This is a genomic window from Corynebacterium sp. 212_CJEI (assembly GCF_001055915.1).
Classification (GTDB): Bacteria; Actinomycetota; Actinomycetes; order Mycobacteriales; family Mycobacteriaceae; genus Corynebacterium; species Corynebacterium jeikeium_D.
Window position 1 is genome coordinate 563 of the sequence record NZ_JVPT01000066.1, and the last position, 2316, is coordinate 2878.

Here is a 2316-nt window from a genome sequence, read left to right on the forward strand (position 1 = left end):
GTGTGTGGTGGTTGTTTGTCTGTTTTTGTCAGGTTTTTGGGCCTTTCATTGTTTTTTTGATTCTTCTGATTTGAAGGGTTTTTGATGGAGGGTTTGATCCTGGCTCAGGACGAACGCTGGCGGCGTGCTTAACACATGCAAGTCGAACGGTAAGGCTCCAGCTTGCTGGGGTACACGAGTGGCGAACGGGTGAGTAACACGTGGGTGACCTGCCCTGCACTTCGGGATAAGCCTGGGAAACTGGGTCTAATACCGGATAGGACCGCACCGTGAGGGTGTGGTGGAAAGTTTTTTCGGTGTGGGATGGGCCCGCGGCCTATCAGCTTGTTGGTGGGGTAATGGCCTACCAAGGCGGCGACGGGTAGCCGGCCTGAGAGGGTGGACGGCCACATTGGGACTGAGACACGGCCCAGACTCCTACGGGAGGCAGCAGTGGGGAATATTGCACAATGGGCGGAAGCCTGATGCAGCGACGCCGCGTGGGGGATGACGGCCTTCGGGTTGTAAACTCCTTTCACCATCGACGAAGGGTTTCTGACGGTAGATGGAGAAGAAGCACCGGCTAACTACGTGCCAGCAGCCGCGGTAATACGTAGGGTGCGAGCGTTGTCCGGAATTACTGGGCGTAAAGAGCTCGTAGGTGGTTTGTCGCGTCGTCTGTGAAATTCCGGGGCTTAACTCCGGGCGTGCAGGCGATACGGGCATAACTTGAGTACTGTAGGGGAGACTGGAATTCCTGGTGTAGCGGTGAAATGCGCAGATATCAGGAGGAACACCGGTGGCGAAGGCGGGTCTCTGGGCAGTAACTGACGCTGAGGAGCGAAAGCATGGGGAGCGAACAGGATTAGATACCCTGGTAGTCCATGCCGTAAACGGTGGGCGCTAGGTGTGGGTTTCCTTCCACGGGATCCGTGCCGTAGCTAACGCATTAAGCGCCCCGCCTGGGGAGTACGGCCGCAAGGCTAAAACTCAAAGGAATTGACGGGGGCCCGCACAAGCGGCGGAGCATGTGGATTAATTCGATGCAACGCGAAGAACCTTACCTGGGCTTGACATATACAGGATCGCGCCAGAGATGGTGTTTCCCTTGTGGCTTGTATACAGGTGGTGCATGGTTGTCGTCAGCTCGTGTCGTGAGATGTTGGGTTAAGTCCCGCAACGAGCGCAACCCTTGTCTTATGTTGCCAGCACGTTGTGGTGGGGACTCGTAAGAAACTGCCGGGGTTAACTCGGAGGAAGGTGGGGATGACGTCAAATCATCATGCCCCTTATGTCCAGGGCTTCACACATGCTACAATGGTCGGTACAGTGGGTTGCCAGTCCGTGAGGGCGAGCTAATCCCGCAAAGCCGGTCTCAGTTCGGATCGGGGTCTGCAACTCGACCCCGTGAAGTCGGAGTCGCTAGTAATCGCAGATCAGCAACGCTGCGGTGAATACGTTCCCGGGCCTTGTACACACCGCCCGTCACGTCATGAAAGTCGGTAACACCCGAAGCCAGTGGCCTAACACATTTTTTGTGGGGGAGCTGTCGAAGGTGGGATTGGCGATTGGGACGAAGTCGTAACAAGGTAGCCGTACCGGAAGGTGCGGCTGGATCACCTCCTTTCTAAGGAGATTATTTTTTCTTTGTGTCATGTGTCATCGTGTTGGTGGCGTGTGGCTATTTTTTGTTTTTTGGGTGGAACACCTACTGGTTAGATCACTGAAGTGGTGGTCTGCGCGTGCGTGTGATGACTTTAAGCGTTTGTGCTTTCCTTTGGTGTTGGTTGGTTGTTGGTGCGCTGTTGGGTGTCTGGGATGACACATGTTGTTGTTCCTGTTTACAGGTTGCTGCGTGCTGCGGGCAGGCTGCTGTTGTGGTGGTTTGTGTGTGGTGTGTGGGTGTTGTGTGAGAACTGGATAGTGGACGCGAGCATCTTGTTTTTCTGTAAGTTCGATTTTGTCAAGCAGTTTTTCTGTTTGTGATTGTTCTTAGTTATTTGTTTGTGTGTTGTGTTGTAAGGGCGCATGGTGGATGCCTTGGCATAGTAGGCCGATGAAGGACGTGAGAGGCTGCGATAGGCCTCGGGGAGCTGCCAACTGAGCGTTGATCCGAGGGTGTCCGAATGGGGAAACCTGGCCGTCGTTGTGGGCGGTCGCCGTTAGATGAATTCATAGTCTAATTGGTGGTTACGCGGGGAAGTGAAACATCTCAGTACCCGTAGGAGTAGAAAACAATTGTGATTCCGTTAGTAGTGGCGAACGAACGTGGATGAGGCTAAACCGCGTGCGTGTGATACCTGGCAGGGTTTGCGTGCGTGGGGTTGTGGGGATGCA

2 rRNA genes (1 of these 2 running past the window's edge) are annotated in these 2316 nt (G+C 54.4%); both read left to right on the plus strand.

The features are described from left to right. Window positions 1–81 precede the first annotated feature (81 nt). Window positions 82–1606: ribosomal RNA gene (locus ADB02_RS08890) — 16S ribosomal RNA — on the plus strand. 381 nt (window positions 1607–1987) lie between these two features. Then, window positions 1988–2316, plus strand: a 23S ribosomal RNA gene (locus tag ADB02_RS08895); it runs 2832 nt beyond the window's last position. Together the 16S and 23S rRNA genes form the textbook arrangement of a ribosomal RNA operon.